Below are 24,970 nucleotides of genomic sequence, written 5' to 3' on the forward strand. Positions count from 1 at the left end.
CTGCACGGCGAGCTCGACATGCGTACCCCGATCGAGGTCGAGCAGGAGTACTACGCTGACCTGGAATCAGCCCAACCGGCACCTGCCGGACAAGCAAACCGATAGGAACGAAAGTCAGGCCGATTCAGACCGCTTGTACGACTATTACGTCGGCGAGATGACTGTTTGTTTGCGCGAACTTGGATACGAGGTTTCGGCGCCGCCCAGCAGGCAGCAATTCCGAGACTCGTACTACACCGAGCCTTGGTTGCCGCACTCGGGGGCATACAACAATGCCGCGTCACCAAGCGAATTGGCCACCTTGGAATCAGCATGCCCGCAGCTCCCAGATGGATTGTGGGACTAGGCGATCCTTTCAGCCGCGCCGCGACGCACCGAGCGACTCGTACCGCGGTCGGCACGACGTTCCGGAGAGGGACCCATGCAAGATCGAACGGACGACAAAGCAGGTTCGCAGTCGAAGCGGCAACCGAAAGCCATAGTCGTATTGGTGGGGCTGTTAGCAGTGGCTTCCATTGGCGCTCTCATCGGCTGGGCCATGGTCGTCGTGTTTGCTCCACCGAACAAGGCGGTATTGGAGACCCCATTCACTGACGTGCAGGTGGTCCAAGGGGAGGTTGGTACGGCGATCTCGCTTAATACGGTCGCACAGTGGACGCAACAACCCGTTGGTACAAATCAAGCCGCTGGCATTGTCACAGGCATTCGAGTCGATGCTGGTGACGAAGTAGCAGCCGGGCAGACCCTATACGAGGTCGGATTGCGCCCAATTGTCATCGCTGCTGGAATCACCCCCGCCTTTCGCGATATCGCCGTCGGATCGAGGGGCTCGGATGTCTTGCAGGTGCAGCAGTTCCTCGCGACGATCGGCATGTACGACGGAGCGCAGGACGGCGAGTTTGGCAACGGAACAGCTGCCGCGGTTGAGGATTGGCAAGCCTCTCTGGGCGTCGATGAAGATGGCGTCGTTCGTGCGGCCGACCTTGTGTTTGTCCCCACGCTTCCAGCACGGATCAGGCTTGACGGCGAAGTCGTGTATCGAGGGGCGACTCTGGTGGGCGGAGAAGCGGTCGTCTCCGCGCTCTCGAGCGAGCCAGCCTTCAAGATTCCGGTAACGGCGCAGCAGGGAGCGAAGATTCCGCCGGGTACGGCCGTGGAGATCGCTGCCCAAGGTCGAGTCTGGCACGCCGTCGCTGGCGGGCAGGAGCCTTCGTCAGACGGCGGTGACCAGGTTCAAGTATTGCTCACGTCGCCGAACAACGCGTCCATCTGCCTCGCAGATTGCAGTCTCGTGCCGATCGAAGGTGAGTCGTTGCTCGCTTCTCGGATCATCACCCAACCGACCGTGACTGGACTCATCGTTCCGTCCGCAGCGTTGAAGAGCTCGGCGGACAACGAAGTTTCCGTCATTGGCGTCACGGGCGTTGAACATACTGTCACGGTCATCGCGTCGGCAAATGGCATGTCGGTCGTCGAGGGCATCGCAGAGGGCTTGAGAGTGAGAATTCCGGTAGAGCCGAATGGGACAGAATGACAGCCAGACTTGCCGCTCGAGCACTCAGCTTCCGTTATGACGCTGCGGAACCACTTCTTGAAAACTGGACGTCCGAGTTCCATGCTGGCGAAGTAGTGGCTGTCACTGGGCCGTCGGGCCGCGGCAAGTCGACGCTCTTGTACCTGCTCGGCCTAATGCTGAAGCCCAGTGGCGGGGAGGTGCTGTTGGACGGGCAGCCATTCCATAGTCGCAGCGATCGCGAGAGGGCTTCGGCTCGGGCGATGAGATTTGGATTCGTTTTCCAGGATGCCGCCCTAGATCCGTCTCGAACGGTCCTCGACAACATCCTCGAGACGGCCCTCTATCGTCGTGAGCGACGTCAGGATTTTGTCTCCCGCGCGGATGAATTGATGGAGCAATTCGGTGTGGCACTGAGGAAGGACGCGAGACCGGGCCAAGTTTCAGGTGGGCAGGCGCAACGCATCGCGTTGTGCCGGGCGCTGATAGGTGACCCTGGCGTACTTCTCGCCGACGAACCGACCGGGAACCTCGATCCGTCCTCTTCAGAGATTGTGGTCGAAGCGCTTCATACTCAGGCCCGTCGCGGCGCCGCAGTCGTCGTCGTAACGCATGACCCGGTCTTGGTCGAGCAATGCGACCGAAGGCTGGCACTGTGAGGCGGGCATTGGCGGTTGCTCGCGAGGCGGCGGTTTCAGCCTGGGCATCACCGGTCGCGACAACCATCACAATTGTGATGATCGCTGGAATGTGTGCCGCGGTGCTGCTGACCTCGGGCCGAACCGTTGGCGCCGAGCAAGCGGTGATCAGCTCCATCGACTCGGCAGGTACACGTTCAATCGTGATCCGTGCCGAGCCGGCAGCGAATCTGAACAGCAGCGTGCTCGATCGAATCCGCAGTCTGGGTGGGGTGGAATGGGCGGGTGCGTTCGGTAGCGCCAACGACGTGCAAAACGGCGCCTTTCCGGGCGGAACTCGCGTACCGCTTCGACTGGTGTGGGCAGACGACTGGCGGATCATCGGTCTGCCCCGAGACCCCGCGCGCGTTGGAGACATCGCTTGGGGCTCGCAAGCAGCACTCGACCAACTCGGCATGCCTGACTCGATAGGTACGATCACTGACACGGACGGAATCGGATTTGCCGTTGGCGGGCTCCTCGACCTGCCAGCACATCTCGCCTTTCTCGAGCCTGCCCTCTTTGCACCGCAGCCACCTGACTCTGTAGGCCCTGTCTCTGTCTTGGTGGTCATCGCTGAACGGCCTGATTTGGTGGCACCCGTTGCATCCGCCGTTACTGGAGTTCTCGCAGTTGACGATCCCACGAAGGTCACCGTCCAGACCAGTGCGGCGCTCGCGACTCTTCGCGGACTCATTGAGGGGCAACTTGGTGCGTTCGGCCGCGGTTTGACTGTCGGGATCCTCCTGCTGACGTCAGCCCTAGCTGCTGCCATCCTCTATGGCTTGGTCATGCTGCGGCGCAAGGACTTCGGTCGCAGGCGAGCACTCGGCGCAAGCCAGCGCCTGATCATTGCATTGCTCGTCACTCAGACAGGACTGATCTCCGCTCTCGGAGCGATCACTGGCAGCACCGTTGCACTCGGCGTTCTCGCCTCGACCGGCGACCCTTTGCCGGGGTCGGCATACGTCGCTGGCCTGATCGTGCTCGCAGTCGCCGTAGGTGTCATCGCGAGCCTACTTCCGGCCATTGCTGCCGCGCGCCGCGAACCTATTCGCGAGCTTCGGGTTCCGTAACTGGGCCTTGCGCGAAGCGAGAGCTCGCGAGGTGCCTCCGCCACGTTATCGCCGACGATGGCGAAATCGCGCCTCCCGACATTCACTGCTCGTTAGTCCATGGCGACGGCCCGTATCGAAAGCCGTCATCTGGGAGCGGTATCTAGAGAGGCTTTAGCGCACCTACGGGCTCGTTCATCAACGTCCACGGAATGTTCGAGTCCGTTGTCGCGCTCGACGGCCTCACCTTCTGCAACGCAAGGCGTCCTCGCGTCGATCCCTCGCGCGCCGATCGGCAGCCGTTCAACGCCTGGTCGATGACATGCGGGTGCATCATGCAGTTGGCCCGTCCGACGAACTCTCGATCGAGGTCAGGGCGGCCCTCGAAACGCTCCCGAGGGACGATGCCGAGCTCCTGCGGCTGGTCTATTGGGACGGGCTTCGCTCACACGAAGCAGCGGCCGTGCTCGGCATCAACAACTCCACCGCGAGATCACGGATCGCCGAAGCAAGACAATTACTCCGCGTAGCGCTTGGATCAACACAACCTGCTGAACGCCGGGCTAGCCTCTGAGTAGTCGAGTGCCCGCAAGCCGATCGCATTGCGGGTCAGACGGATCAGAGCCACCTCTAGTCTCTAGATGAGCGAGAGCGGATTAGCCACGTCGGATGGGAGTAGAGCAGATGTCAATGAGTCTCATCTGGTTCTCTGCCTTTGCCTGGGGGATGGTCGGCGGTGGCATCGCCATGGTCAGGGTCTTTGTTGTTCGTCGGCTTCGTCTGCTTGCCGGCGGCTCGGAGTCGAGCGGATTGCGTGCCGGCAAGAGGGTCGCAGACATCTTCGTGCTGTTTGCGTTCGCGCTTGCGGGGTTCTGGGTTGTGCTCGCGATCGCGCTAACACTTTCAGCCGAGTAGGTCACGAAACAGGGCGGCCCGAGTTCCGGTTCACCCGCAAGGTGCGCTAGCCCCCAAGTGGATCCTCAAGCGAGTGAGTGGCGGTCCTTCACTCGTTGAGCGCGGAAGCGATGTCGTAGCGGTGCCCGCAAGCCGGGCAGGTCACCGCCCCGAACAGGCGAAGCATGCTCTCGGCAACGTCCGCGCGCTCGTGAGTGAGAGCGAGCGAATACATATGCGCGGCCGCGGGAGCAAGGCGATCCGGGTCGGCTGGGGCGGGAGGCGAGTGCATGATCGACTCGTTCGCCTCTGATTGGTACTGGGTCGTCCCGTCGAGAGCGACCAGGATGAACTGTTCGCAGTTCGGGCACTCGAGGCCGACTTCGCCGTCTGCGATCGATTCGAGGTGGTTCTTCCAGACTGAAACTCCGTCGAAGGACAGCACCGTCTGGAGCCCGTAGACGAACTCAACGTCGCTTCGAGCGTGGCCTAGGTTCTGCTCGGCGAAACGCCGCATTTCGCCCACGTCGGCTGCGTAGCGATGCCGAATGGTCTCGGACTTCTCCGGCCCGTCCTCGGAGCCGATGATCGCTGCGGCGAGGGCCAATGCTTGGTTGTACCCGACCGGCTTTGATCGCAACACCAGCTCAGCAAGGATCGGGACCGCCGCATAGCTCGCGGAGCTCACGGTGCCCTGATGACACAGCCGTCCCCAGAGTTCCTCCCACGCGGCCGGATCGTTGGAACTGGCCGCCGCGAGTAATTCCGGGATCTCGTCGGCAGGGCCGTACGCGTCAGTCAGCAGGGTCCAACCGGTCACCTGCGAATGATGACACGGGTCCGACACCGAGCGCCCGCAAGCCGGTCCGCTCTCGCGACAGCCGATGTCGCATAGGCGGATCCTTGAGCGACGGCGGAATTGGGGATCTCCCGAGCAGAACTGCTGAGGCGATTCCCTACTGCAGCGTGGGCTCTTCGGCGACTTCCGGCACACTAAGAGCGCGTATCGCCAATCCGTCGAACCGGCGGAGCATCGACCACTCGAGCTCCGCGGTGTCCGTTCGAACGGTAACGATGACGGTGTCGCCACCGCCGACGATCTCCCCGAGGGTCGCATGCCTACGCGATCCCGCAACTATCGCGGAGATGGGAACGTCAACTCCGTCGAGGCTGAGGCGGCCCGGGCGGATGCGCCACTCGCCGGCAAGCCACTCCCTGCTCAGGCCAGCCTGTCGCCCGGAGAGGACCCGGAGACCGCACAAAAACAGTCGCCGCTTGGCAGCGTTCGCTCGACTGCGACCGATGAATCCGTCTGCGATCCAGCCGCCCAAAAGTGCAGCGGCCAGCTGACCGAACAAGTCCCCGATCACCGGATCACCCCGACCACGTCAATACTGTGTTCACGATCGGCAGCGTAGACGATCCCCGAAGTGTTCGGCCCAGACGGGTGTCGATCAGGGATCGGTCACCGGACAACAGTCAAGTCGGACGAGTAGACGGACCGCATGAATGCAACGTGCTTCATGATCTCGGCCAGCTGCTCGTCCGACTGGATCTTCACCCGAGGCGTGTGGCTCTTGAATCCGTCGCTAAAGGTGATCTCGAGGTCCCGCTCCTCTCGTTCAGCGCGAAAGAGCAAGAACAGCAGGCTCAGAGGAAACAGCCAGATGAAGACGAACACGCACACAAGGGCCCATCCCAGCGCGTAGCTTCGCTTGGTGATGACGAGGCGCGTGGAGACGTGGGTGTGCGCAAGTGCGAAATCTCCGCGAGGCGTATGCACGACCGAAGGATCAAACCAGACGCGACGCCCTATGTGGACCGCGTCGGGGGAGGTTGAGTTCGCCATCCCTTCATCATGCAGCGCGTCGAAGGGTAGTGGCGAGTCACGACCTGGTTGGGGAAGCACCTGACGATCCATCAGCGGGCGATTTATCGATCTCACGAGGCGAGGCCAACCGCACGGCTGTGATCAGTCCACTGGTAGGTCAGGACCGATGATTTGGTCAGGATCCAGCCCTTGATGAGTCAGGTCGATCCGAACCCTTCCGATGTAGTCCTTCACGCACATCTGGACCTGTACCCAGTCGTGAGGAGAGCTGCGCGTGCCCGGGTCGAATGAGGAGAAGATGAACCAGCCCAGGCCCTCGCTGAGGATCGTCACGGTGCCTCGTTCTTCTGCTGAAAGCGAGTCGAACCGGAAGTCGTTTTCGTTGCGTTCGATGAGCCAGGTCGTCAACGAACGCGCGAGCTCGACGATCGGGAAGTAGGGCTCCTCGTAGATCAGACGCTCGTCATCGTCGACGATCTTGAGATCCGCGTCGATGGCGATGAGGTAGTCAGCAAGGAGGTTGCCGCGGAGATCGCTGAAGTCGATGTTGGAGTACTCAATCCTCATCATTCCGACCGTCCCTCAGTGAACGGGATCGTCCGGGAGCGGCTCCGCGCGTAATTCATCTATGCAGCATGGCATCGCTCGCGTGTCCGAAACCATCTAGAACGTCCCGCTGACGGATCGGTTATCGGGATCGATCCGCGCCCTGTGCTTGAGCACGACGGATTGCCGCTTTCCAGCCCCAAACGTGGTGGGCGGCCCCGACATGGAGGTCGCGATAGTTCGAGTCGAACGTCGTGGAGACGGGTCCTATGTTCCCGACCACCGCCAAGCGGCCCTCAGTGAACAGTTCAGTGCGTGTGAGTCCCTGTGCAATGACAGGTAGGCCCGCGATGTCCACTTCACGGGGTGGCTGCTCGCCGTGCCAGTTCACGATGCCTGCCACGAATGTCGTTCGCGCTCCTGGGCCCCGACGTTGTACATCGACCACGATGAGACACGCCCATCCGACGGGCTCGCATGGCACGGCGATGATGTCGCCAACTTCCAGTTCCATTGAGCTGCGCGGCTGGAGGGGAAACGAGCGGCCCGCGGTCATTCGGCTCCTTTACAAGACTCGCCGCCACACTATCCACCGACGCTCCCGCATCGCGAGGCTGTCTCCGCCCGCAAGGCGGTCCGCTCGCGGCGGCCAATCAGGTGCCGCAATGCCATCCGCGACTCAGAACGTCTCGGTCCCGCAAGACCCGCCCGCAGCAAATCCCGATGACGGTGCCCTAAACGCAACAGGGACGACACCCTGATCGCACAGGGGTGCGTATGTCGGTTAGGAGCCGAAATGTCATCTCCCTGAGCGGTAGAGCCGCTTCTTCAGGCTGAGCTCTAGCCGCGCAATCGTCCGAAGGTCGGGCCACGACTCGCCCGCGATCACGCGGCGGATCGTTCCCTCGTCGACTGCGGCCTCCTCAGCCATCGCGCGGATGCTTCGTCCGCCCGCCGCCTGCGCGAGCTTGAGCGCGAACTGGCGGGCGACCTCTCCGGCTGGGTCCTGGGAGGGAACGTCTGGCCACGAGCTCGTGAGCTCGCGTGGTTTCTCGCGCGCGGTCCGTCCCATCTCAGAGGCTCCCACAGCGGTCCGGCGTGGATCCCAGTATTTCCATGGATCAACTACCTCTTGTTGGATCAAGAAGTTTGAACTGGATCAACTTGAATGCCACGTCGGATCAACTATCGCGAGCGGTCACAGACCCCTAGAAGTCCCAGTCCTCGTCTTCGGTCACGACGGCCTTGCCGATGACGTACGACGAGCCCGAGCCCGAGAAGAAGTCGTGGTTCTCGTCGGCGTTCGGCGACAGCGCCGAGAGGATCGCCGGGTTCACGTCGGTGACGGACTTCGGGAACATCGGCTCGTAGCCGAGGTTCATGAGGGCCTTGTTGGCGTTGTAGTGCAGGAACTTCTTGACGTCTTCGGTGAGGCCGACGCCGTCGTAGAGGTCCTGCGTGTACTGCACCTCGTTGTCGTAGAGCTCGTAGAGCAGCGAGAACGTGTAGTCCTTGAGCTCGTCGCGCTCGGCCTGCGAGAGCTTCTCGAGGCCCTTCTGGAACTTGTAGCCGATGTAGTACCCGTGCACGGCCTCGTCGCGGATGATGAGGCGGATGAGGTCGGCCGTGTTGGTGAGCTTCGCGCGCGACGACCAGTACATGGGCAGGTAGAAGCCCGAGTAGAAGAGGAAGCTCTCGAGCAGCGTCGAGGCGACCTTGCGCTTCAGCGGGGAGTCGCCCTGGTAGTACTCCATGACGATCTCGGCCTTCTTCTGAAGGTTCTCGTTCTCGACGCTCCAGCGGAACGCGTCGTCGATGTCCTTCGTCGAGCAGAGGGTCGAGAAGATCGACGAGTAGCTCTTCGCGTGCACCGACTCCATGAACGCGATGTTCGTGTAGACCGCCTCTTCGTGCGGCGTGATCGCATCGGGGATCAGCGAGACCGCGCCGACCGTGCCCTGGATCGTGTCGAGCAGGGTCAGGCCGGTGAACACGCGCATCGTGAGCGTCTGCTCTTCGGCAGTCAGCGTGTTCCACGACTGGATGTCGTTCGACAGCGGCACCTTCTCGGGCAGCCAGAAGTTGTTCACGAGACGGTTCCAGACCTCGAGGTCCTTGTCGTCTTGGATGCGGTTCCAGTTGATCGCGTCGACGTGGTTGACCAGCTTGAGCTTGCCGGGAGGGGTCATGGTTTCTTGGCTTCTCTCAGATGACGGATGTCGCGGACGGGCGTCACAGCGCGCAGGAGACGCACATCTCGAGCTCGGTGCCCTCGAGTGCCATCTGCCGCAGGCGGATGTAGTAGATGGTCTTGATGCCCTTCTTCCACGCGTAGATCTGCGCGCGGTTGATGTCGCGGGTCGTCGCCGTGTCCTTGAAGAACAGGGTGAGCGAGAGGCCCTGGTCGACGTGCTGCGTCGCCGCGGCGTAGGTGTCGATGACCTTCTCGTAGCCGATCTCGTAGGCGTCCTGGTAGTACTCGAGGTTGTCGTTCGTCATGAACGCAGCCGGGTAGTAGACGCGACCGAGCTTGCCTTCCTTGCGGATCTCGATCTTCGACGCGATCGGGTGGATCGAGGCCGTCGAGTTGTTGATGTACGAGATCGAACCGGTGGGCGGCACGGCCTGGAGGTTCTGGTTGTAGATGCCGTGCTCCTGCACGGACGCCTTCAGCTCGGCCCAGTCCTGCTGGGTCGGGATGTGCACGCCGGCATCGGCGAAGAGCTGCGTGACCTTGGCGGTCTCGGGCACCCACGCGGCATCCGTGTACTTGTCGAAGAACTCGCCCGACGCGTACCTGGAGTCGGCGAAGCCCTCGAAGGTCTCGCCGCGCTCGATGGAGATCTGGTTCGACGCGCGCAGGGCGTGGAACAGCACCGTGTAGAAGTAGATGTTCGTGAAGTCGACGCCCTCTTCGCTGCCGTAGAAGATGCGCTCGCGGGCGAGGTAGCCGTGCAGGTTCATCTGGCCGAGGCCGATGGCGTGCGACTTGTCGTTGCCGTCTTCGATCGAACGCACCGACGCGATGTGGCTCTGGTTCGACACCGAGGTGAGGCCGCGGATGGCGGTCGCGACGGTCTTGCCGAAGTCGGGCGAGTCCATGGTGAGGGCGATGTTCAGCGAACCGAGGTTGCAGCTGATGTCCTTGCCGATCTCGTTGTACGAGAGGTCCTCGTTGTACGTGGTCGGCGTGTTCACCTGCAGGATCTCGCTGCAGAGGTTCGACATGTTGATGCGGCCCTTGATCGGGTTCGCCTTGTTCACCGTGTCCTCGAACACGATGTAGGGGTAGCCCGACTCGAACTGGATCTCGGCGAGGGTCTGGAAGAACTCGCGCGCGTTGATCTTCGTCTTCTTGATGCGCGGGTTGTCGACCATCTCGCGGTAGTGCTCGCTGATCGGCACGTCGCCGAACGGCTTGCCGTAGACCTTCTCGACGTCGTACGGCGAGAAGAGGTACATGTCCTCGTTGTTCTTCGCGAGCTCGAACGTGATGTCGGGCACGACGACGCCGAGCGACAGCGTCTTGATGCGGATCTTCTCGTCGGCGTTCTCGCGCTTGGTGTCGAGGAACCGCATGATGTCGGGGTGGTGCGCGCTCAGGTACACGGCGCCGGCGCCCTGGCGGGCACCGAGCTGGTTGGCGTAGCTGAAGCTGTCTTCGAGGAGCTTCATCACGGGGATGATGCCCGACGACTGGTTCTCGATCTGCTTGATCGGGGCGCCCGACTCGCGGACGTTCGAGAGCAGCAGGGCGACGCCGCCGCCGCGCTTCGAGAGCTGCAGGGCCGAGTTGATGCCGCGGGCGATCGACTCCATGTTGTCTTCGATGCGCAGCAGGAAGCAGGAGACGAGCTCGCCGCGCTGCGCCTTGCCCGTGTTGAGGAACGTCGGGGTGGCCGGCTGGAAGCGGCCGCCGATGATCTCTTCGACGAGGTCGATCGCGAGCTGCTCGTCGCCCTGCGCGAGGCCGAGCGCGGTCATGACGACGCGGTCCTCGAAGCGCTCGAGGTAGCGCTTGCCGTCGAACGTCTTGAGCGTGTAGCTCGTGTAGTACTTGAACGCGCCGAGGAACGTCTCGAAGCGGAACTTCTTCGAGTACGCCAGGTCGTTGAGCTTCTGGATGAACGCGAAGTCGTACTGCGCGAGCACCTCGGGCTCGTAGTACTCCTTCTCGACGAGGTAGTCGAGGCGCTCCTTCAGCGAGTGGAAGAAGACCGTGTTCTGGTTGACGTGCTGCAGGAAGTACTCGCGCGCCGCCTCGCGGTCCTTGTCGAACTGGATCTGTCCGTCGTCGCCGTAGAGGTTCAGCATCGCGTTGAGCGAGTGGTAGTCCATCGCCGTGCGGGGTGCGTCGATCACGGCTACACCGCTGTCAGAAGCTGCTGAGTTGACCAAAATGCGTCCAATCCCTCGTTGACGGCGTTCACGTCGTCAGGTGTTCCGAATACTTCGAAGCGATACAGGTGCGGCACATGGCATTTGGCCGCGATGATGTCTCCGGCCAGGCAGTAGCCCGTGCCGAAATTCGTGTTGCCGGCGCCGATGACCCCTCGGATCAGTGACCGGTTGTGCTCGTCGTTGAGAAACCGGATGACCTGTTTGGGCACGGCGCCGTTGCCGTCACCCCCGCCGTAGGTGGGGAGGACGAGCACATAGGGTTCGGATGCCACGAGCGGCGCATCTTTCGCATGCAGCGGGATGCGGCTGGCGGGGCGTCCGAGTTTCTCGATGAACCGTGCGGTGTTGCCCGACACGCTCGAGAAGTAGACGAGGTTCGTCATGCTGGGGCTCCCTTCCGCGGCTTCGGTTCACTCCGTGGAGCTCACCGGTGCCATGCGGGTCGAGGATCAGCCCAGGCGCGAGGCGAGCTCAGCGATTTTGTCGGGGCGGAAGCCCGACCAGTGGTCTTCGTCGGTGATGACGACGGGGGCCTGCAGGTAGCCCAGTTCCTTGACGTGCGCGAGCGCACCCTCGTCAGTCGAGACGTCGAGCACTTCGTACTCGATGCCCTTGCTGTCGAGCGCCCGGTAGGTGGCGTTGCACTGGACGCAAGAAGGCTTGGTGTAGACCGTGACCGTCATGTTCTCCCCTGTTCTTCTCGGGCTCCGGAGGAGCCCGCCCCCGTGATTTCTAGCGAGTTCAATACTACATCTAGTGGCTGACGAACTGACCCGACACAACATGCAGTAATTACATTCCTGTAGTTTTCCACCGCTTCATCCACAGTCCATCCCCAATCGGATGCCCCGGTGATCCGCGGATTCTCGCGAAGCCCGCCGAGGTTATCCACAGACCGAAACCATCTCGATTCGCTGCTTGTGGATGGACTCCCGGGCGTGTCGCCGGAACGACACTTGGGGGGTTCAGGATGCTGCGACCCCTACATGTTGTGTTGTGCCTCCATGCTGCCACCACCCACCGACATCGAGGCGGGGGCCGTGCGCGTGTCGCGCGAGGGGCTGAGCGAGTCGTCGCGCGAGCCGCGCAGCGCGACGCCGAGCAGCACGAGCGCGGCGAGCGCGATCCACGGGCCGAAGCCGAACACGAGCACCAGCCCGACGCCCAGGATGCCGCAGACGGCCGCGACCCCGACGGGCACCCGCACTCGGGCAGGCCCCCCGACGCGCCTCGCGCCGCCCCGCTCCCACCGCGAGAACACGCGCACGAACCCCGCCGTCACGGCCGCCGCCGCGACGAGCCAGATCGGTCGGGTCGCCCACCACTCGGGCTCGAGCGGCACGGGCAGTGCAAGGCCGACGGTGCCGTTCAGCCAGAGCAGCACGCCGGCGAGCAGAATGAACGCGGGCATGTGCCAGAGGTAGAGCGTCATGCCCCACTCGCCGAAGCTCGCGATCGTGCGGGCGGGCCTCGGCCGCTCGGCCCATCGGCGCAGCGCCGGACGCACGAGCGAGAACAGCATCAGCTGGGCCGTTCCGAGCACCACGAGGCACACGGTCGGCGGGTTGAGGTTCATGAGCAGGTCGGGCGAGTACGGTCCGGCGAGGGTCAGGGCGGCGAGCGCGCCGAGTGCGGCGACCGCCACGACGAGGCGCGAGGCACGCGGCATCCGCTCGACCGTGCCGTCGGCGAGGAGGAACCCGCCCTGCTGCACGAGCAGCCACACCGCGAGCAGGTTGGCGAACCCGATCGCGTCGACGCCGGTCGACATGCGCAGGGCATCGACCGCGACGACGACGGCGAGCAGCGCCCCGACGGTGACGAACGGATGCCGCGCATGCGCTTGCGCCATCAACGGAACGAGCGACGTGCAGGCGAGGTACACGGCGAGGAACCAGAGCGGCTGCCCGATGCGGTATCCGGCGGTCGCGACGACCTCGGCGGGCAGGCCCGCGGCCGCGAGCACGGCGAGCGCGAGCGCGACCACGGCGACCAGCGCGATGGCCGGACGCACGAGGCGGGCGAGGCGACCGCGCACGTAGGTCGCGGCATCCGCCCCTCGGGCCTGCATGCGACGCCACTGCGAGAGGGCCGAATAGCCGCCGATCACGAAGAAGAGGGGCATGATCTGCACGAACCACGTCGCGGCCGCGAACCCGTCCCAGTGCTCGAGCGCGTTCTCGAGCACCGGCCCGCCCGCGCCCACGCTGACGCCGACCATCATGGCGTGCAGCGCGAACACGACCACGAGGCAGGCGGCACGCGCGGCGTCGATCGCGGCATCCCGGTGCGAGCCGCCCGCCGCACGACCGGCCTTCACGCGATCGCCCGTCGCCCCGGCGGGCGATCGCTCCTCCCGCGAGGATGCCGGGACCCGGCCCGACGCGGTGATCCGCTCTGCGTTCAGCGTCACGATGACGCTCCTCCCGGGGCGGCACCTCCGCCCGTGCGGGCAGGCTACGAACGCGGTACCCGCCGCAGCATCACCCGCCGGTGCGGTTCGCACCCCCTACCCCGGTACGGGCGAGCGGTGTCCTCGTCCCGTGCGGGCGAGCGGATGTCCCCTTCCGGCACGAGCGAGCGGATGCCCCCTTCCGAGACGGGCGAGCGGATGTCGCGGCCGCGCGCGGCACGTGCGCAACTCCGGATCGCGCGCACGACTCGCCGCCCGCACCCCGGCGTGCCACGGCGCGGCGGCGCGCCCATCCGGAATTGCGCTGCACGGCGGCGGCGACGACGCCCGTCGCCGCCAGCGGATCGCGTATGCCAGTTCCGCCTCAACGATGAGGCGGAACCGGCATACGGATCGCCGATCCGACGCAGGCGCTCGGCGTGCGTGCCGAGGGAGCCGGCCCGACGAAGGACTGTGGCGAGGCAGAGCACCGGCGCTCACCGGGCGAAGGAACGCGCAGGTGGGTCGGAGCTCGAAGCCCGTCGGATCCCGTCTGGCGACCGCCCACCGGCGCGTTCGCCGTCAGCGGCCGGGCTGCACCAGGCCGACGTCGTAGGCGAAGACGACGGCGTGCACGCGGTCGCGCAGGTGCAGCTTGGCGAGGATCTTGCCGACGTGGGTCTTCACGGTCTGCTCGGCGATGAAGAGGTCGCCGGCGATCTCCTGGTTCGAGCGCCCGCGGGCGATGAGCACGAGTACTTCCCGCTCGCGCGCCGTGAGCGCCGAGAGCAGGTGCTCGTCGACGCGCGGGGCGGGCGCCGTGCGCGCGACCTCCTCGATGAGGCGACGGGTGACGCTCGGGGCGAGCAGCGCCTCGCCCGCGGCGATGACCCGCACGGCGTTCACGACCTCGGCCGGCAGGGCGTCCTTCAGGAGGAATCCGCTCGCGCCCGCGCGGAGCGCCGCGTAGACGTAGTCGTCGATGTCGAACGTCGTGAGCATCAGCACGCGCGGCACGTAGTCGCTCGAACGCGGCGGCGTCTGCAGCGCGCGCGTCGCGTCGATGCCGTTCATGCCGGGCATGCGCACGTCCATGACGACGACGTCGGGGCGCAGCTCGTGCGCGAGCAGCACGGCCTCGGCGCCGTCGGCGGCCTGGCCGACGACGCTGATGCCCTCGTGTGCGTCGAGCACCGCGGCGAATCCCGCGCGCACCATCGCCTGGTCGTCGGCGATGAGCACCGAGATCGTCACGAGTCCTCCCCTGAACGTGATCCGGTCGAGCGGATGTCGGCGGCTGCGCCGGCGCCGTCTTCGGCGTCGGCCGCGAGCGGCAGCGTCGCGCGAACCTCGAAACCGCCGTCGACGGTTTCTCCGCTCTCGATCCTGCCACCGAGCATGCGCACGCGCTCGCGCATGCCGATGAGCCCGTGGCCGGCGCCGGGTTCGCGGCGGGCAGCAGACGGATCGACCGCTCCCCCGGCTGCGGCCGCGCCACCGGTGCCCGCGGCATCCGGAGCACTCGGCGCATTGCGCACCACGAGATCGAGGCCCGCACGTGGACCCGCCGACCGTTCGACGGTCACGAGCGTCGCCGCCCCGGGCGCGTGCCGCAGCACGTTGCTCAGCGACTCCTGCACGATGCGGTACGCGGCCCGGGCGGCCGGGCCGCCGTCGAGCAGACCGGGCGCGAGCTCGAGCGACACGGGCACGCCGGCGCGCTCGACGCTCGCGACGAGCTCCGGCAGTTCGGCGAGCCCCGGCTGCGGCGCGGTCTCGGGCTCACCGGTCGGGTCGCGCAGCACGCCGAGCAGCGCGCGCATCTCGGCCATCGCCGAGCGGGCGGATGCCGCGATCTCGGCGAACTCGGCCGTCGCCGCCTCGTCGAGCCCCGTGAGCCGGTAGGGCGCGCTCGACGCCTGCACCTGGATGATCGACATGCCGTGCGCGATGACGTCGTGCATCTCTCGGGCGATGCGCGTGCGCTCCTCGGCGACGAGTCGGCGCTCGTGCTCGACGGCGCTCGAGCGGCGCTCCTCGTCGAGCGCGGCATCGAGCCTCGCCCGCCCGGCCGTGACCGCGAGCGCCGCTCCGAGCACGAGCGCGCTCACCGCACCGCTCGTCACGAGGTTCGCGATCACGCCGTCGGGCGTCGCACCGTGCCCCGGTACGAACGCGATGGCGAGCGGCAGCACGATCGCGCCGAGCCACAGGGTGACCGCCGCTTGCGACGACCCGCGCAGCACGAGCAGTGCGAGCACCGCGCACAGCAGGATCAGCTGCGGAACCGTCACCGGCCACGGAAGCCCCGGATCGGCCGAGGCGAGCAGCCCGAACGCCGTCTGCCCCACGAGGAACGCGGCGGCCGCCGCCCAGCCGTTCCACATCGCGAGCAGCAGCGACCCGACCTGCACGAGCGCGATGCCGAAGGCCGCGGCGACGTGCACGTGGTAGACCGCCGCATCGATCGGCACCGAGACGGCGAAGAGCACCACCGCGACGAACACGGTGAGCACCCACATGACCGTCTTCGGCTCGACGCCGAGCGACGGCCCGGCGAGGATTCCCGGCGACCGGACGGCGTCGGAGCGGCCGAGGGCGGCGGCCCGGGCGGTGCCGGGGCGCGCTGCGGCGACGTCCGACGGGGTCGGCGGAGGCGGAGGAACGGGCGGACCCGGTCGTGATGCGGTGACCATGCCCGTCACTCTGGCACGCACGCGCAGCGCGCACATCCCTCCGAGGGGCTGTTGCGGCATCCCTCGCCGGTATGGTGCGGCGGCCGCCGGGGCTCAGCCCTTGGCGGCCTTGGCAGCGGCCTTCGCCGCCTGCTTCGTGGCACGCACCCTGGCGAGCGACTCGGGGTCGACGATGTCGGCGACCGAGCGGTACGCGTCGGCCTCGCCGTACGGGCCTGCGGCCTCGCGCCAGCCGGGTGCCTGGAGCCCGCACTGCTTGCCGAGCAGCGCGAGGAAGATGCGGGCCTTCTGGTCGCCGAACCCGGGCAGCGCCTTGAGGCGCTTCAGCACCTCGGCACCCGTGGGCTCGCCGCGCGTCCAGATCTGCGAGGCGTCGCCGCCCCACTCGTCGCGCACGGCCGTCGCGAGCGTCTGCACGCGCTCGGCCATCGACCCGGGGAAGCGGTGCACGGCGGGCGTCTGCTTGAACGCCTCGACGAACGCGTCGGGAGCGACGTCGGCGATCACGGCCGGATCGATCGAGCCCACGCGGTCGCGGATCTTCACCGGGCCCGCGAACGCGGACTCCATGGTGACCTGCTGGTCGAGCAGCATGCCCGTGAGCAGGGCGAACGCGTCGTCGCTCAGCAGTTCGTCGGCGGCGGGGTCTCCGGTGATGTGCAGTGCCATGCGTCCATCCTCCCACCGGGCCGCCCGCGGCATCCGAAAGCCTGAGCGCCGCAACGAGCGCGACGAGCCATCCACGATCATTGCGGACAGGAACTGACCGCATGCTTGGCGAGACTGGCCTCAGGCGATTCGATGGAACGGATCGACCGCACCACACCTCTCGAGGAGCGAACCCATGGACTGGAAGATCGAACTCATCCACGTGCCCGTCACCGACGTCGACCGCGCGAAGGAGTTCTACGTCGAGAAGCTCGGCTTCAACGCCGACCACGACCAGCGCGTCAGCGACGACCTGCGCTTCGTGCAGCTCACCCCGCCCGGCTCGGCCTGCTCGATCGCGATCGGCGAGGGCCTCGGCGCCACGCTGGAGCCGGGCTCGCTCGACGTGATCCAGGTCGTGATCGCCGACGCCGACGCCGTGCTCGCCGACCTGCGCGCCAAGGGCGTCGAGTGCGAGGGCGTCGACGAGCAGGCCTGGGGCCGGTTCATCACCGTGAAGGACCCCGACGGCAACACCTGGACGCTGCAGCAGCTGCCCGACTGGTCGCAGGGCGCGCAGGCGGCGCAGGGGTAGCGGCGCAGGGTCGCTCGGGAGCGACGCGGGGCCGGAGCGCCGAGCATCATGAGAACGGGGCATCGAACGAGGGCGGATGCCGCGCGCCGCCCGCGCGCGTAGGCTGCTGGCATGTCCGACCTCTCGCGCTACCTGCCGCTCTCGAACCGGCCGAAACGCGACGAATCCGCCGTGACGAGCACGTGGAACGTCGAGCTCGCCGAGGTGCTCACCGCCCTCACCGCCGTGCTCGCCCCGCTGCCCGACGCCGCGTGGGCGACCCCGAGTCGCCGACCCGCGTGGAGCGTGCACGACGTCGTCGCGCATCTGGCCTGGCGTCTCTCGACGTCGCGCGGCGAACGCTGGCGCACGAGCGCTCGCTCGCTCGCCGAGCAGGGGTTCAGCGCCGCGGCCGCCGAGCTCGCGATCGCGCGCCGCGCCGCGGCATCCGTCGACGGAACGCCGACCGCACTCGTCGCACGCCTCACCGAGCTGCGCGACGCCGCGGCCTCCGGCTCGCCCGGCGCGGGAGTCGGCGACGACGAGCGCGAGCGCGACGACACCGTCCAGACCGGGATCAGCGCCCTCGCCGAGGCCGTCATCGCGGCCGCCGACCTCGCGGCCACGCTCGACGTGCCGATCGCCGTGCCCGAGCGCGCCTCCGGAGCCGTGGCGCTGCGCCGCGCGCTCGAGGCGCCCACCGAGATCAAGGCCGTGACGCGCGGCCGCACGCTGGCGGCGACCGACGCCGACTGGAGCTTCGGGCACGGGCCCGTGCTGCAGGGCACGTCCGCCGAGATCCTGCTGTTCCTCTACGGCCGCAGCGACACCGCACCGCGACCGGCGCCGATGGCCTGAACACGACCCCCTGAGCACGACAGAGGGGCGGATGCCGCAGCATCCGCCCCTCTTCAGTTCACGCCGTGAGCGTCGAAGCCGATCAACGACCGCCGCTGCGACGACGGTTGTAGACGTCGAAGGCGACCGCGAGCAGCAGCACGAGGCCCTTGACGACCTGCTGCCACTCGATGCCGAGGCCGATGATCGACATACCGTTGTTCAGCACGCCGATGATGAGACCACCGATGATCGCGCCGCCGATCGTGCCGACACCGCCCTGCACCGCCGCGCCACCGATGAAGGCCGCCGAGATCGCCTCGAGCTCGAAGCCGTCACCGGCCTTCGGGCCTGCGAGGTTCAGTCGAGCCGTGAAGATGAGGCCCGCGAGCGCGGCCAGCGTGCCCATGTTGACGAAGAGCCAGAAGTCGACGCGACGCGTCTTGATGCCCGAGAGCTCCGCCGCGTGGCGGTTGCCGCCGATCGCGTAGATGTGGCGGCCGAAGACCGTGCGGTTCATCACGACGCCGTAGACGAGGATCAGCACCGCGAGGATGATCAGCGTGATCGGGATGCCCTTGTACGAGGCGAGCGAGTACGCGAAGAAGCCGATCGCGGCCGAGATGAGCACGAGCTTGATGACGAACCACGCCATGGGCTCGACGTCCTGGCCGTACTTCTGACGACCGCGGCGGGTGCGCACCTGCTGCACGATGAGGATGATGATCGCGAGGGCGCCGACGCCGAGCGTCAGCGGGTCGATCTCGAACTCGCCGAACAGGTCCGTCAGGAAGCCGTTGCCGAGGGCACGGTACTCGGCCGGGAACGAGCCGATGTTCGCGTTGCCGAGCACGACGAGCGCGAGGCCGCGGAAGATGAGCATGCCCGCCAGCGTCACGATGAACGCCGGGATGCCCACGAAGGCGATCCAGAAGCCCTGCCAGACGCCGACGAGGGCGCCGATGCCGAGCGAGAGGATGACCGACAGCCACCACGGCAGGCCCCACTGCACGGCGAACACGCCGGAGCATGCGCCGACGAACGCGGCGACCGAACCGACCGACAGGTCGATGTGGCCCGCGATGATGACCATCACCATGCCGATGGCGAGCACGAGGATGTACCCGTTCTGCACCACCAGGTTGGAGATGTTCTGCGGGCGCAGCAGGATGCCGTCGGTGAGGATCGCGAACAGCACGACCACCGCGATGAGGGCGATGAAGATGCCGTTCTTGCCGAGGTCGGCCAGCACGTGGCTGAGCCGGTCGGTGAACTTGTTGCTCGGCGGGTTGACGTTGCCGCCGGCCTGGATCGACTCGGTGGTGGGAACCGGAGTTGGGTTGGACATGGGGTCTCCTGTGATTCGCGCGCGCCGGGGCGTCAGCGCGGCTTTTCCATGGTCATGAGCTTGAGCATCGACTCGGGCGTGGCCTCGGCGATGGGGAGTTCGCCGGTGATGCGACCCTCGGAGAGGGCGTACACGCGGTCGCAGATTCCGAGCAGTTCGGGCAGCTCGGACGAGATGACGATGATGCCCTTGCCCTGTGCGGCGAGCCGGTTGATGATCGTGTAGATCTCGTACTTGGCGCCGACGTCGATGCCTCGCGTGGGCTCATCGAGGATGAGCACGTCGGGGTCGGAGTAGATCCACTTCGACAGCACGACCTTCTGCTGATTGCCGCCCGAGAGCTTGCCGGTCTTCACCAGCACGTTCGGCGCCTTGATGTTCATCGACTGCTTGAACTCGGTGGCGATCTTGTATTCCTCGTTGTCGTGCACGAGGCCGAACTTCTCGAGCTTCTTCAGCGATGCCATCGAGATGTTGCGCTTGATGTCCTCGATGAGGTTGAGGCCGAAGGTCTTGCGGTCCTCGGTCGCGTAGGCGATGCCGTGCGCGATGGCCTCGGACACCGTGCGGGTCTTGATCTCCTTGCCGCGGAGGAACACCTTGCCCGAGATGCGCGAGCCGTAGCTCTGGCCGAACAGGCTCATCGCGAACTCGGTGCGACCGGCGCCCATGAGGCCGGCGATGCCGACGATCTCGCCGGCGCGCACGTTGAGGTTGACGTTGTCGACCACGACGCGGTTGGCGTCTTGCGGGTGGTGCGCGGTCCAGTCCTCGACGCGGAGCAGCTCGTCGCCGAGGTTGGGGGTGTGGTCGGGGTATCGGTGCTCGAGGTCACGGCCGACCATGTCCTTGATGATGCGGTCCTCCGTCACCTCCTGCTTGGCGATCGTCTCGATCGTCTTGCCGTCGCGGATGACCGTGACGGAGTCGGCGACCTTCTTGATCTCGTTCAGCTTGTGGCTGATGATGATCGACGTGATGCCCTGCCCCTTGAGGTGCAGGATCAGGTCGAGCAGGTGGTCGGAGTCCTCGTCGTTCAGCGCCGCGGTCGGCTCGTCGAGGATGAGGAGCTTGACCTCCTTCGAGAGCGCCTTCGCGATCTCGACGAGCTGCTGCTTGCCGACGCCGATGTCCATGATCTTCGTCGTCGGGTTCTCGCGCAGGCCGACGCGCGCGAGGAGCTTGGAGGCCTCGAAGTTCGTCTTGTTCCAGTCGATGAGGCCGCCGCGCCCCTTCAACTCGTTGTTGAGGAAGATGTTCTCGGCGATCGACAGGTACGGGCTGAGTGCGAGTTCCTGGTGGATGATGACGATGCCCTTGGCTTCGCTGTCCGTGAGGTCCTTGAACTCGACCGTCTCGTTCTCGAAGACGATGTCGCCGTCATAGGTGCCGTGGGGGTAGACGCCCGAAAGCACCTTCATCAGCGTGGACTTGCCCGCGCCGTTCTCACCGCAGATGGCGTGGACTTCGCCGCGCTCGACCTCGATGGTCACGTTGGACAGTGCCTTCACGCCGGGGAAGGTCTTCGTGATGCCGCGCATCTCGAGAATGTTGGTGGTCATATTCGCTCCTGCTTCATCGCCGGTGCCCTGTCGGACGCGGATGCCGCGGCCGGACCTGAGGCGAGACTACTCCCGCCTCAGGCTCCGGCCGCGTCATCCCATCAGCGGGTCAACCCGGTCGGGTCGATCAGCCGTTGATTTCCTCTTCGGTCCAGTAGCCGCTGTCGACCAGGACCTCGGTGATGTTGTCCTTGACGACGATCTGCGACTCGAGCAGGTACGAGGGAACGACCTTCACGCCGTTGTCGTAGTCCGTCGTGTTGTTGACCTCGACGTCTTCGCCGTTGAGGATCGCGGCAGCCATGTTCACGGCGACCTCGGCGAGCTGACGCGTGTCCTTGAAGATCGTCGCGTACTGCTCACCCGAGTTGATCGCCTTGACCGAGTCGAGCTCGGCGTCCTGGCCCGAGATGACCGGCCACTCGTCACCGACGGTGTAGCCGGCGTCGGTCAGAGCCGAGATGATGCCGCGCGAGAGGCCGTCGTACGGCGAGAGCACGCCGTTGACCTTCGAGCCGTCGGAGTACGTGGAGGTGAGGATGTTCTCCATGCGCTCCTGAGCGACTTCGCCGTCCCAACGGAGGGTTGCGGCCTGTTCGAAGTCGGTCTGACCCGACTTCACGACGAGGGTGCCCTCGTCGAGGTACGGCTGCAGCGTGTCGATCGCACCGTTCCAGAAGAACGTGGCGTTGTTGTCGTCGGGCGAACCGGCGAACAGCTCGACGTTGAACGGACCCGCGGGTGCGCCCTCGATCGGGGTGCCGTCGAGCTCGACGAGGCCGAGGCCGTTGAGCACCGACCATGCCTGCTGCTGGCCGACGACGTAGTTGTCGAACGACGCGTAGTAGTCGACGTTCTCGGAGTCGCGGATGAGGCGGTCGTAGGCGATGACCGGGATGTCGGCGTCAGCCGCGTCCTGGAGCACCTGCGAGAGCGTGGTGCCGTCGATCGACGCGATGATCAGGGCCTCAGCACCCTTGGTGATCATGTTCTCGATCTGCGAGACCTGGGTGGGGATGTCGTCCTCTGCGTACTGCAGGTCGACGGTGAAGCCCTGGTCCTCGAGCTGCGCCTTGACGGCGTCGCCGTCCTGGATCCAGCGCTCGGAGCTCTTGGTCGGCATCGCGACGCCGATCAGGCCGCCGTCGCCGCCGCCGTCGCCGCTGCCGCTGTCGCCCGAGCCGCCCGAGCACGCCGCGAGTGCGAGCATGGAAGCTGCCGCCATCGTTGCGAGAAGCACCTTCTTCGTGTTCTTCACGGTGTTTCCTTTCACTGTGTCATTCATGGACGTCATCGTCTTGGTGACAGTCGGAGCGGCGGTGTCCATGAACGCCGCTCCCCCACGCCATTCCGTCGAGGTGACCGGATGTCGCAAGCTTGTGTTGTTGAGTTAGGCGCCTTCGGCGCGGGTCGTGCTCGACTACGGTCTTGGCCTCATGCGCGGGTCGCCGCCCGACGTGCATCGGCGGCCTGTCCGTAGACGTTCTGGTACCGGTCGTACAACCGGTCGATCGCTTCCTGCGGGATCGGGACCAACGGGCCCGCTTCACGAGCGAGGTGCACCGTGCGGGCGACGTCCTCGACCATGACCGCGGCCTTGACCGCGTCCTTCGCCGACGACCCGATCGTGAACGGCCCGTGATTGGCCATCAACACCGCCCGGCTGCGATGCCCGGTCAACGTCTCGACGATGCCCCGACCGATCGAGTCGTCCCCGATGATCGCGAACGGACCCACCGGGATCGGACCACCGAACTCATCGGCCATCGCCGTGATCACACACGGAATCGGCTCATTGCGTGCCGCCCACGCCACCGCATACGTCGAATGCGTGTGCACCACACCGCCGACCTCGGGCATGTTCCGATACACGTACGCATGCGCCGCCGTGTCCGACGACGGGCTGCGCTCCGCACCAGGGGTGCCCTCGATCACGGTGCCGTCCAGATCGCACAAGATCATGTTCTCCGGCGCCAGATCGTCATAACTGACACCCGACGGCTTGATCACGAACAGATCCGCACCCGGAACCCGACCGCTGACGTTCCCGCCCGTCCACACCACCAGGCCATACCGCGTCAACTCCGCATGCAACTTCGCAACCTCGGTCCGCACACGGGCGATCGCGACCTCGAGCTGGGGACCGTAGCTGCTCATGCGACGACCACCGTGATGGCCGTGGAGCCGAGCGTGAGAACACGGGCGTGCACTCCGGAGGATGCTCCGAACTGGTGCAGGTCGCCGTGGTTCACGTGCTGACTCCTTCGTCGATGGTTCGGGTGCATCTGCCCCGGTCGCTGGATCGGTGTCATGTGCCGATCAAATGTGACCGTTCACATGGCGACACTCATGTTAGCCCGATGCCGAGCCGAACTGTCAACTCAGGATTGGTCACGGATCGATAACGGCCCGTGGGCCTTCGCCTCGCAGGACGGAACGCCCCGAATTCCGGGCGAGGTCGGCTCGGACGCCCGGAATGACGCGCCACACAGGCGGGCGCGGCCGCGCGGCCATACGTTCGGACTCCTTCCTTCGGGCCCCTGAACGGGGTCGCCGGCTCGGCGAATTTCATGTGACCGTCACATGTGTGACGGTCACATTCCCGGTCTGACGTGCATAATGAGGGGCGATGAGGCGTGTGACCGTGCACATGCCCGCAAAACACGAACGAGGATGTGACCGTGTCAGACGAGCCGTCGAAGGGCCGTGCGCCCAGCATTCGAGACGTCGCACGCCTGGCCGGCGTCTCGCATCAGACGGTCTCCCGCGTGCTCAACCACCACCCGAGCATCCGCCCGGAGACGAAGCAGCGCGTGCTCGACGTCATGGCGGAGGTGCAGTACCAGCCCAACCGCGCCGCGCGCGCGCTCGTCACGAGCCGCTCGCACACGATCGGCATCCTCTCGTCGCAGAGCACCCAGTACGGTCCGGCCTCGAGCATCACCGCCATCGAGGCGGCCGCCCGCGAGGCCGGGTACTGGGTGAGCACGGCCAACATCGACGCATCCGACGACCGCTCGATCGCCGACGGCCTCGCGCACCTGGTCGCGCAGGGGGTCGAGGGGCTCGTGGTCATCGCCCCGCAGGCGCGCGTGTTCGACACGCTCGCCCAGCGCTCGATCGACGTGCCGTACGTCAGCCTGCAGTCGACCGGCCAAGACCCCGACCACACCCTCTCCGTCGACCAGATCGCCGGCGCGCGACTCGCGACCCGCCACCTCATCGAGCTCGGGCACCGCAACATCTACCACCTCACCGGTCCTCAGGACTGGATCGAGGCCGAGGCGCGCATGCGCGGATTCCTCGAGGAGATGAGCGCGAGCGACGTGCCCACCACCGCGCCGATCCTCGGCGACTGGACCGCGGACTTCGGTTACTACGCCGGGCGAGAGCTGCTCACGGTGCGCGACTTCACCGCGATCTTCTCCTCGAACGACCAGATGGCGCTCGGCCTCATGCACGCGATCCGCGACGCCGGGCTCGAGATCCCGCGCGACGTCTCGATCGTCGGGTTCGACGACATTCCGGAGGCCGCGCACTTCTGGCCGCCGCTCACGACCGTGCGTCAGGACTTCGCCGAGCTCGGCCGCCGCTGCGTGGCCCTGCTGCTCGGCAGCGACGCCGGGGCGCCCGAGCCCCGCGACGCGATCGTGCCCGAACTCGTCGTGCGGTCGTCGACGGGTCGCCCCGCCTTCTGAGCGACGGATGCCGCAGGCCGGCGTCTTCACCTGCGCGGCCGACGCGCATCCAGCGTCGCTGGGCCGTCGCGCCATGCGCCTGCCGTCCGACTCCGGCACTCCGGCACTCCGGCACTCCGGCACTCCCGCACTCCGGCACTCCGGCACTCCGGCACTCCGGCACTCCGGCACTCCGGCACTCCGGCACTCCGGCACTCCGGCACTCCGGCACTCCGGCACTCCGGCACTCCGGCACTCCGGCACTCCGGCACAGGCTTTCACGGGCGATCGGGCAAGGGGGCGGGGCACGGGTGCGGCG

General features: G+C 66.2%; 25 protein-coding genes. 8 read left to right on the forward strand and 17 right to left on the reverse strand.

Annotated features, from left to right (window positions below):
• Positions 1 to 421: 421 nt before the first annotated feature.
• The 5 genes from GQR16_RS12380 (at position 422) to GQR16_RS12400 (ending at position 4,160) form a co-directional block, all read left to right on the forward strand.
• Positions 422 to 1,534, forward strand: a complete 1,113-nt coding sequence (locus GQR16_RS12380) for a peptidoglycan-binding domain-containing protein (protein WP_157415468.1) — start codon at positions 422 to 424, stop codon at positions 1,532 to 1,534.
• On the forward strand, positions 1,531 to 2,172 hold the full coding sequence (locus GQR16_RS12385) for an ABC transporter ATP-binding protein (RefSeq protein ID WP_157415469.1): 642 nt from the start codon (positions 1,531 to 1,533) through the stop codon (positions 2,170 to 2,172). Before GQR16_RS12380 ends, GQR16_RS12385 begins: the two co-directional genes overlap by 4 nt.
• Positions 2,169 to 3,266: an ABC transporter permease gene (locus GQR16_RS12390; protein WP_246200799.1), complete on the forward strand. Its 1,098-nt coding sequence runs from the start codon at positions 2,169 to 2,171 to the stop codon at positions 3,264 to 3,266. Before GQR16_RS12385 ends, GQR16_RS12390 begins: the two co-directional genes overlap by 4 nt.
• A 229-nt stretch (positions 3,267 to 3,495) precedes the next feature.
• A complete protein-coding gene (locus GQR16_RS20180) occupies positions 3,496 to 3,819 on the forward strand; it encodes an RNA polymerase sigma factor (RefSeq protein ID WP_157415523.1) in 324 nt (107 codons plus the stop codon).
• A 116-nt stretch (positions 3,820 to 3,935) separates the two neighbouring features.
• Complete coding sequence (locus GQR16_RS12400; RefSeq protein ID WP_157415471.1) at positions 3,936 to 4,160, forward strand: hypothetical protein; 225 nt, start codon at positions 3,936 to 3,938, stop codon at positions 4,158 to 4,160.
• A gap of 88 nt (positions 4,161 to 4,248) precedes the next feature.
• On the opposite strand, the gene GQR16_RS12405 is transcribed toward GQR16_RS12400, so the two are convergent.
• The 13 genes from GQR16_RS12405 to GQR16_RS12465 all read right to left on the reverse strand — a co-directional run bounded on the left by GQR16_RS12405 (position 4,249) and on the right by GQR16_RS12465 (position 16,674).
• A complete protein-coding gene (locus GQR16_RS12405) occupies positions 4,249 to 4,959 on the reverse strand; it encodes a hypothetical protein (protein ID WP_157415472.1) in 711 nt (236 codons plus the stop codon).
• Positions 4,960 to 5,095: 136 nt separating this feature from the next.
• A complete protein-coding gene (locus GQR16_RS12410) occupies positions 5,096 to 5,509 on the reverse strand; it encodes a hypothetical protein (RefSeq protein WP_157415473.1) in 414 nt (137 codons plus the stop codon).
• 95 nt (positions 5,510 to 5,604) lie between these two features.
• Positions 5,605 to 5,988: a hypothetical protein gene (locus GQR16_RS12415; RefSeq protein ID WP_157415474.1), complete on the reverse strand. Its 384-nt coding sequence runs from the start codon at positions 5,986 to 5,988 to the stop codon at positions 5,605 to 5,607.
• Between the two features lie 123 nt (positions 5,989 to 6,111).
• Complete coding sequence (locus tag GQR16_RS12420; protein ID WP_157415475.1) at positions 6,112 to 6,537, reverse strand: DUF7878 domain-containing protein; 426 nt, start codon at positions 6,535 to 6,537, stop codon at positions 6,112 to 6,114.
• Between the two features lie 778 nt (positions 6,538 to 7,315).
• A complete protein-coding gene (locus GQR16_RS12425) occupies positions 7,316 to 7,588 on the reverse strand; it encodes a hypothetical protein (protein WP_157415476.1) in 273 nt (90 codons plus the stop codon).
• A 136-nt stretch (positions 7,589 to 7,724) separates the two neighbouring features.
• Complete coding sequence (nrdF, locus tag GQR16_RS12430) at positions 7,725 to 8,705, reverse strand: class 1b ribonucleoside-diphosphate reductase subunit beta (protein ID WP_157415477.1); 981 nt, start codon at positions 8,703 to 8,705, stop codon at positions 7,725 to 7,727.
• Between the two features lie 43 nt (positions 8,706 to 8,748).
• Positions 8,749 to 10,854 carry a class 1b ribonucleoside-diphosphate reductase subunit alpha gene (nrdE, locus tag GQR16_RS12435; RefSeq protein WP_157415524.1) on the reverse strand — a complete coding sequence of 702 codons (2,106 nt, stop codon included), beginning with the start codon at positions 10,852 to 10,854 and terminating at the stop codon, positions 8,749 to 8,751.
• A gap of 26 nt (positions 10,855 to 10,880) precedes the next feature.
• Positions 10,881 to 11,300 carry a class Ib ribonucleoside-diphosphate reductase assembly flavoprotein NrdI gene (gene nrdI / locus GQR16_RS12440; protein WP_157415478.1) on the reverse strand — a complete coding sequence of 140 codons (420 nt, stop codon included), beginning with the start codon at positions 11,298 to 11,300 and terminating at the stop codon, positions 10,881 to 10,883.
• A 66-nt stretch (positions 11,301 to 11,366) separates the two neighbouring features.
• The gene (gene nrdH / locus GQR16_RS12445) at positions 11,367 to 11,600 is read right to left on the reverse strand and encodes a glutaredoxin-like protein NrdH (protein WP_092964252.1); all 234 of its coding nucleotides are present in this window, start codon (positions 11,598 to 11,600) and stop codon (positions 11,367 to 11,369) included.
• Positions 11,601 to 11,899: 299 nt separating this feature from the next.
• The gene (locus GQR16_RS12450) at positions 11,900 to 13,330 is read right to left on the reverse strand and encodes an acyltransferase family protein (RefSeq protein WP_170298489.1); all 1,431 of its coding nucleotides are present in this window, start codon (positions 13,328 to 13,330) and stop codon (positions 11,900 to 11,902) included.
• Between the two features lie 561 nt (positions 13,331 to 13,891).
• The gene (locus tag GQR16_RS12455) at positions 13,892 to 14,563 is read right to left on the reverse strand and encodes a response regulator (protein WP_157415480.1); all 672 of its coding nucleotides are present in this window, start codon (positions 14,561 to 14,563) and stop codon (positions 13,892 to 13,894) included.
• A complete protein-coding gene (locus tag GQR16_RS12460) occupies positions 14,560 to 16,005 on the reverse strand; it encodes a sensor histidine kinase (protein ID WP_170298490.1) in 1,446 nt (481 codons plus the stop codon). Before GQR16_RS12460 ends, GQR16_RS12455 begins: the two co-directional genes overlap by 4 nt.
• A 93-nt stretch (positions 16,006 to 16,098) precedes the next feature.
• The gene (locus GQR16_RS12465) at positions 16,099 to 16,674 is read right to left on the reverse strand and encodes an HhH-GPD-type base excision DNA repair protein (protein ID WP_157415482.1); all 576 of its coding nucleotides are present in this window, start codon (positions 16,672 to 16,674) and stop codon (positions 16,099 to 16,101) included.
• A gap of 175 nt (positions 16,675 to 16,849) precedes the next feature.
• Between GQR16_RS12465 and GQR16_RS12470 the strand changes: the two genes are divergently transcribed.
• Both GQR16_RS12470 and GQR16_RS12475 read left to right on the forward strand, forming a co-directional pair.
• Entirely contained in the window at positions 16,850 to 17,248 is a 399-nt protein-coding gene (locus GQR16_RS12470; protein ID WP_157415483.1) for a glyoxalase superfamily protein, read from the forward strand.
• 111 nt (positions 17,249 to 17,359) lie between these two features.
• Positions 17,360 to 18,085, forward strand: a complete 726-nt coding sequence (locus GQR16_RS12475) for a maleylpyruvate isomerase family mycothiol-dependent enzyme (protein WP_157415484.1) — start codon at positions 17,360 to 17,362, stop codon at positions 18,083 to 18,085.
• 82 nt (positions 18,086 to 18,167) lie between these two features.
• Here the strand turns inward: GQR16_RS12475 and mmsB are convergent, their stop codons facing one another.
• The 4 genes from mmsB to GQR16_RS12495 form a co-directional block, all read right to left on the reverse strand.
• Positions 18,168 to 19,412, reverse strand: a complete 1,245-nt coding sequence (mmsB, locus tag GQR16_RS12480; protein WP_157415485.1) for a multiple monosaccharide ABC transporter permease — start codon at positions 19,410 to 19,412, stop codon at positions 18,168 to 18,170.
• 32 nt (positions 19,413 to 19,444) lie between these two features.
• Positions 19,445 to 20,974: a multiple monosaccharide ABC transporter ATP-binding protein gene (gene mmsA / locus GQR16_RS12485; protein WP_157415486.1), complete on the reverse strand. Its 1,530-nt coding sequence runs from the start codon at positions 20,972 to 20,974 to the stop codon at positions 19,445 to 19,447.
• Positions 20,975 to 21,101: 127 nt separating this feature from the next.
• Positions 21,102 to 22,199, reverse strand: coding sequence for a multiple monosaccharide ABC transporter substrate-binding protein (gene chvE, locus GQR16_RS12490; protein ID WP_157415525.1), 1,098 nt, complete (start codon positions 22,197 to 22,199; stop codon positions 21,102 to 21,104).
• Between the two features lie 209 nt (positions 22,200 to 22,408).
• Entirely contained in the window at positions 22,409 to 23,131 is a 723-nt protein-coding gene (locus tag GQR16_RS12495; RefSeq protein WP_157415487.1) for an L-ribulose-5-phosphate 4-epimerase, read from the reverse strand.
• A gap of 524 nt (positions 23,132 to 23,655) precedes the next feature.
• Between GQR16_RS12495 and GQR16_RS12500 the strand changes: the two genes are divergently transcribed.
• Positions 23,656 to 24,672, forward strand: coding sequence for a LacI family DNA-binding transcriptional regulator (locus GQR16_RS12500; RefSeq protein ID WP_157415488.1), 1,017 nt, complete (start codon positions 23,656 to 23,658; stop codon positions 24,670 to 24,672).
• The last annotated feature ends 298 nt before the right edge of the window (positions 24,673 to 24,970 follow it).

It is taken from the genome of Agromyces allii, assembly GCF_009749385.1.
Classification (GTDB): domain Bacteria; phylum Actinomycetota; class Actinomycetes; order Actinomycetales; family Microbacteriaceae; genus Agromyces; species Agromyces allii.